Origin of the sequence: Pseudomonas sp. Sample_11, assembly GCF_004307505.1 — a bacterium.
Lineage (GTDB): Bacteria > Pseudomonadota > Gammaproteobacteria > Pseudomonadales > Pseudomonadaceae > Aquipseudomonas > Aquipseudomonas atacamensis.
In genome coordinates, this window is the sequence record NZ_RCOD01000083.1 from 1 (window position 1) to 6,094 (window position 6,094).

The 6,094-nt window shown below is 53.7% G+C and carries 6 protein-coding genes; 1 reads left to right on the top strand and 5 read right to left on the bottom strand.

Going from position 1 to position 6,094, the window contains the following annotated elements; genetic code table 11:
* Window positions 1–154 precede the first annotated feature (154 nt).
* The 3 genes from D8U60_RS22865 to D8U60_RS22875 all read right to left on the bottom strand — a co-directional run bounded on the left by D8U60_RS22865 (window position 155) and on the right by D8U60_RS22875 (window position 3,617).
* On the bottom strand, window positions 155–1,549 hold the full coding sequence (locus D8U60_RS22865) for an undecaprenyl-phosphate glucose phosphotransferase (protein WP_122880626.1): 1,395 nt from the start codon (window positions 1,547–1,549) through the stop codon (window positions 155–157).
* A gap of 390 nt (window positions 1,550–1,939) precedes the next feature.
* On the bottom strand, window positions 1,940–2,599 hold the full coding sequence (locus tag D8U60_RS22870; protein ID WP_122699470.1) for a helix-turn-helix domain-containing protein: 660 nt from the start codon (window positions 2,597–2,599) through the stop codon (window positions 1,940–1,942).
* Window positions 2,600–2,876: 277 nt separating this feature from the next.
* On the bottom strand, window positions 2,877–3,617 hold the full coding sequence (locus D8U60_RS22875) for a winged helix-turn-helix domain-containing protein (RefSeq protein ID WP_122699469.1): 741 nt from the start codon (window positions 3,615–3,617) through the stop codon (window positions 2,877–2,879).
* A gap of 571 nt (window positions 3,618–4,188) precedes the next feature.
* On the opposite strand from D8U60_RS22875, the gene D8U60_RS22880 reads away from it, so the two are divergent.
* Window positions 4,189–5,022, top strand: coding sequence for an undecaprenyl-diphosphate phosphatase (locus D8U60_RS22880; protein ID WP_016775449.1), 834 nt, complete (start codon window positions 4,189–4,191; stop codon window positions 5,020–5,022).
* Here D8U60_RS22880 and D8U60_RS22885 read toward each other — a convergent pair whose 3' ends face one another.
* Together D8U60_RS22885 and dusA are read right to left on the bottom strand one after the other, a co-directional pair.
* Window positions 5,023–5,403 carry a DUF2388 domain-containing protein gene (locus D8U60_RS22885; protein WP_130887509.1) on the bottom strand — a complete coding sequence of 127 codons (381 nt, stop codon included), beginning with the start codon at window positions 5,401–5,403 and terminating at the stop codon, window positions 5,023–5,025.
* 75 nt (window positions 5,404–5,478) lie between these two features.
* On the bottom strand, window positions 5,479–6,094 hold a 616-nt coding region (gene dusA / locus D8U60_RS22890; RefSeq protein ID WP_130901007.1), incomplete at its 5' end, for a tRNA dihydrouridine(20/20a) synthase DusA.

Sequence of the window (6,094 nt, forward strand, 5' to 3'; positions counted from 1 at the left end):
GGGCCGCTCAATCACAACTCCATTGCCTGGGCTAACGCTATCGCTGGCAAGCCAGCTCCCACAATGATCCTGTGTGGTTGAGCAATACCGGTTACCCAAACCCCGCCCACAAAAAAGGGGACTTTCGTCCCCTTGTGATCTGAAGCGCTGAACCTCAGTAAATATCCTTCGACAACAACGTAAACGGCGTCTTAACGAGGATCTTCAGATCCAGCCACAACGACCAGCTGTTGATGTACTGCAGGTCGATCTCGACACGCTTCTGCATCTTGTCGATGGTGTCGGTCTCACCCCGGCAGCCGCTGATCTGTGCCAGGCCAGTGATCCCCGGTTTGATTCGGTGACGCGCCATGTAAGCGAGGATCTTGCCCGAGTAGTAATTGTTGTGCGCCACCGCATGCGGCCGTGGCCCCACCAGCGCCATGTGCCCCTGCAACACGTTGAACAACTGCGGTAGCTCGTCCAGCGAAGTACGGCGAATAAAACGGCCTACTGCGGTGATGCGAGAGTCATTACGGCTGGCCTGTTTCACTTCACGGTCATCGTGAACACGCATCGAGCGGAATTTCCAGACCTTGATCACCTTGCCGTTCCAGCCATGGCGGTCCTGCTTGAAAAATACCGGGCCGGGCGAGTTGATTTTCACCGCCAGAGCGATGATCAACAGCAGCGGACTGAGCGCGATGATCGCCAGGAATGCCACGGTTTTCTCAACCAGACTCTTGCTCAGGGCAGCGGTCGGGCGGCTGGTCAGCGGGCTTTCGTTGAGGTAAATCGCCGGCAGGCCGTCCACGACTTTCACCGAATGATTGAGCAGGGTCAGGCTGTTCAAGTCCGGCACCCACACCACATCGACGTTGGCCCCTAGTAAGTCGACATACATCGCTTCGATTTTCGCGGCTTCGCACAGCGGCAGAGTAATGTAGAGGCGGCGAATGTCGTGGGCTTCGATCAGCTCGAGCAACTCGTCCTGAGCACCTACTACACGCGGTGCGTCGGAAGCGAGGACCGGTTTGTCACCGTTGCTGACCAGACCGATCAGCGGCAGGTTTTCCAGTTGGCTGAGCTTTTTCGCCAGGCCCAACGCCAATTCGCCAGTACCGACGATCAACGTCCGGTGTTCGCTTTTACGCGAACGCTGGTAGTACTTGGAAAACGCATGCAGCGGCGCGTAGAGGAACGCCTGACCGAGGAAGCCATACACCGCCCAGCTGAGAATCACCTGACGGGAAAACAGCTCATCGGCCTGGCAGACAAACGCGATGCACGCCAGCGCGGCCATGGTCATCGACCAGCCCATGAACAAGCGGCCGAGGCCGGTCAGGTAGTTGTCGCGTTTGCGGTAAACGCCCGTGAATGTGTAAGCGGGCACCGACGCCAGGACGGCGAGGGTGGCGCACATTCGGTAGTAGAACGCGACGGTGCCGGTGTGCTGTTCAGCGAGGATGAACAGCAGCGTCACAACGAAAGCCTGTGCCAGCGCCCATTGGCCCCAAAAGGTCAGTCCCTTGAGGCCCGTGCTTCGATTAATACTGAGAGAAAGATCCATACGATATCCCCAAAAGACGTCCATTCAGGTTTCAACAGTTGAAAGCCGAGTTGTTATGCAGACTTATTGTTTTTGTTTTAGCGAGTGTCTTGAGGTAACAACATCGAGAGCCGAACTGTCGTCAGCCAATAGACTAAGTTATTGCCGGGAATGGTGTCTGACGAGTTCTAACAAGATGGCACAATGCCAACTTTTTAATAATTAAATAGAAGGTTGTTAGAAAAGGTCGTAGAGCGGGGGATGAAAAAGCGAGGGCGTATTTGTTACTGTTGAAGGGTGGAGGCAGGGAAGCTTTTATTAAATCAGGGAGGGAAAACCAAACAGAGTGCTCTTCTTGTTGTTGTAGTCGCACTTTATATCTGTTTGTCTTGGTTTGTGTGTCGCTTGTGATTAAGCGACGACTTCCTGGATCAGGCAATATCCGCGATTTCTTACAGCTCGGAACAATCGCTCGCCATTACTTGCGCTCTTGAATTTATCCTGCAATCGGCTCAGGCACATTTCCAGGCCACGGTATTGCTCGGGTTCCCGACCAATGCTGATGATCAAGTCATCACGACTGACCACGCGCTCTTCATGGCTCAGCATTTTCCTGACCAGAGCGGTTTCCAAACCAGTCAGGCTGATCGCAACATTGTCCTTGAGCAACACGCCTTGTTCATCGTCAAGATGCCAGGTGTCGCTGCAAGGCTCAGTGCTCTCGCAGACATTGGAGATATGAGCGCGTTCTGCACTGCGGGTCGGGAAGCTTTGAAACGGATTGTCTGTTTGCGCAGCTCGCCATTCATTTTCAAGGGTGGCCAGTATGCGTTGGGTATCATGTTCGATACTGCGCGCAACATTCTTTCGGCTGAGGCTTGGGTAACTGAACTCCATGACCATCGGGGCGGAAGAGGGCGAAGCAACACCTTCAACAAACATTTGTGCCTGCGACGTGCCAAACGAATTGAAACGCTCACTGGACAAGATGCTTTCCAGTTCACGTTGCGACGTTGTGCTGTGCGTCACAACAACAAAATATTTTCTGGGGAGGGTTGTACTCGTTTCCATGTCTCTCTCCTAAATACACACCAAAATTGGCTAAAAGATAAATCGGCAGGCGAGCAATGACTTCCTCGGAAGTAATCGTAGGCAGGGTTCTGGCCGAAAATGGCCATCGATAAATTCCACTCGATCTGCTGCTATGTTATGGAGTTTTATTGTTATGTGGCGTGATGCCGTGCTCATTCAAGTGCTTGAGTTTTAATAAGTATGAGGCGCAATTGAAACGATATGGCTGCATCAGACGATCCTTCGTACGTATGCAAAAGGGAAGACTGCCCGAGACTCAGGCAGTCGATATCAGGCCCCGCATCAGGCGATAGCCGTAGCCGCGGATGCTCTGAATCGCGTTTGTACCATACATGTCCTTGATTTTTCCACGCAAGCGACTGATTGATTTTTCCAGTGCCCGAGGGTCGTAGAAATTGGCGTTGAGGCCCATGATGCTGGCGATTTCATCATGACTCAGAATGTGATTGCCGGTGTGCGCAAAGGCCTCGAGGATCTTCATTTCGGCGAAAGAGATATCCAGTTTGCGCCGACTGTCCATCAGGCAGATCCGCGTCGGATCAAGCGTGAGATTGATATCTCGTTGCCAGTCTTCGCTGTTGAAGAACTCCGCCAGCAAGTCTTCGCTGTCATCGCTCAATGTGTTGAGCTTGATACAGGCATCCGCCCCGGCGAGGAAATATTTGATCTTGTTGACGGCACCGCGGCCGGTAACGACAGCGCAAATAAGTGGCTTCAAGTTGTCATCGCGCAGGGTCTGCACCAGGGCCAGATTTTCTTCGATAGCTTGTGGATTATCGATGATGACGAAAATGGCGCGGTAGGAACCGATGTAACCGTGCTGCTTATATGAACTAGTGAAAGCACCTGTTTCCAGAGTCATATCGGGCTGCACGTGCTTTGCGATCAGCGATCTGAAATGATCAGCCACACCCAGTGTACGACCCAGAGCAAGAACACCGGATTCATCATTTGTCGGGCGCGGACTTCTCGTCGCCAAGTTCCCTGAGAGCATCATGCGTTGACTCGAATTAGGTGCTGACATCGGGATGTTAAAGCACCGGTTCTCATCTGTGACTGACAATTGGTAACATTTGTGCGGATTTTAGACGTGTCTCCCGAGTTTTCTAACAATAACTAAGCTTTTCAGGCTTTTAGTTGATTTTCTCGGGCTTGTGAACTAATGCGTAAGTGATGGCTATATGCAATGGTGCCACTATTTTGAGCTTGTGGCGATGGCTTTGTCTATGTCCTTTTGCCATTGATTGGCCATGTCAACAATGTGTGAGGTTGATCACACTTCATATCTGAACTGAAATATTTGTAGTAATAGATGTAAATTTTTTCCGTTTAGTTCGTCGGCCGACGATTACTAACATGACTTGAGTGTGGCAGTCCGTTAGACCTATTCTTCGAAATCAAAAGATCGCAGCCTTCGGCAGCTCCTACATGGAAATGCATTCCAAATGTAGGAGCTGCCGAAGGCTGCGATCTTTAGATCTTCATATGCGCCAATTGTGTAACTCAGATACTCAACCCCTGAGTGTTATTGACTGGTCGCTCACCCTGAGTGCTCTGACGGAGGATTAATGGATTTCTGGACCCTTTTCCAGGTGTTGATATTAGGCGCGGTAGAAGGCTTGACCGAGTTCTTGCCCATTTCAAGTACCGGCCACCAGATTATTGTCGCCGACCTGCTCGAGTTTGGCGGCGAACGCGCGATGGCGTTCAACATCATTATTCAACTGGGGGCCATTCTTGCTGTGGTCTGGGAGTTTCGTCCGAAGATCTTCGAAATCGTCAAAGGCCTGCCCACCGAGCGCAACGCGCAACGTTTCACCCTTAATCTGCTGATCGCGTTTTTCCCTGCCGTTATCCTCGGCGTGTTATTCGCCGACGCGATTCATGAATACCTGTTCAACCCGATCACCGTTGCGGTGGCCCTGGTTGTTGGCGGCATCGTCATGTTGTGGGCCGAACAGCGCAGCCATGTAGTCAGCGTCGAACATGTCGACGACATGCGCTGGTCCCACGCGTTGAAGGTCGGTTTCGTACAATGCCTGGCGATGATTCCCGGCACCTCGCGCTCCGGCTCGACCATCATCGGCGGGCTGCTCTTCGGCCTTTCGCGCAAAGCCGCCACCGAGTTCTCGTTCTTCCTCGCCATGCCGACCATGGTTGGTGCCGCCGTTTATTCCGGCTACAAATACCGCGACCTGTTCCAACCCAACGACCTGCCAGTCTTCGCCCTCGGCTTCGTCACCGCGTTCATCTTCGCCATGATCGCCGTGCGTGGCCTGCTGAAATTTATCGCCAACCACAGCTATGCCGCGTTCGCGTGGTACCGGATCGGTTTTGGTTTGCTGATTCTGGCGACGTGGCTGTTTGGCTGGGTGAACTGGACCGCCGCAGCGGCTGCCTGATCACTGCGCGCTGATCAACGCCGCCACGGCGAGATCGTTTAACGTCGAATCCGACGACTCCTGACGAAAGCGCTGCAAGGCCGAGGTGAAATACGCGGCTTGCAGCATGCCGTCGCTGGCCAGGAAGTACCGCGCGGCTTCGATTTCCTCAGCCGAGTAAACACGTTTTTTGAGGCCGGATACGTCCGAGGTTCCATCGACCGACACCATCGTCGCCGTGAACACCAGAAAGCCGGACATTTGCGTTGATTCAAAAGGGCCACCGCTCCCTTCACCACACCCTCGCGCAAAATTGCAGTCGGCGAAGATGTTGGAGGAAGCCGTCGAGCATAAAGCGAGGAGGGTGAAGCGATTGAATAGAGCACGTTTAAACGCGGGCATAACCAAGAGACATCCTGTCAGTACATCAAAACACCGGGCAACGCTCATGCGTCGCCCGCACACCCAAACCATCAATCAACGCCCTTCAAGCAACTCAGCCGCCTGATCCAGCAACGCCAGCGGATCCTTGGCCTTGTGAATATCCACCGACAACAACTGACGAAACTTGCGCGCCCCCGGGAACCCGGTGCCCAGGCCCAGCACATGCCGCGTGATGTGATGCATCGCACCACCGGCCAGCAAATGTTCGGCGATATACGGCCGCAACTGCGCCAACGCCTCAGCCCGACTGATCACCGGCGCCGAACTGCCAAATAACTGCTGATCCACCTCCGCCAGCAAATACGGATTGTGATAAGCCTCACGCCCCAACATCACGCCGTCGAAGGTCTGCAAATGCTCATGGCAGGCCTCCATGGTCTTGATCCCGCCATTCAGCACAATCTCCAGCTCCGGAAAATCCGCCTTCAGCTGCGCCGCGACGTCATAGCGCAACGGCGGAATGTCGCGATTCTCCTTCGGCGACAACCCCTCCAGAATCGCAATCCGCGCATGCACGGTAAAACTGGTGCAACCGGCATCACGCACCGTGCCAACGAAATCGCACAGCTCTTCATAGCTGTCACGCCCGTTGATCCCGATCCGGTGCTTCACCGTCACCGGAATCGACACCGCATCACGCATCGCCTTC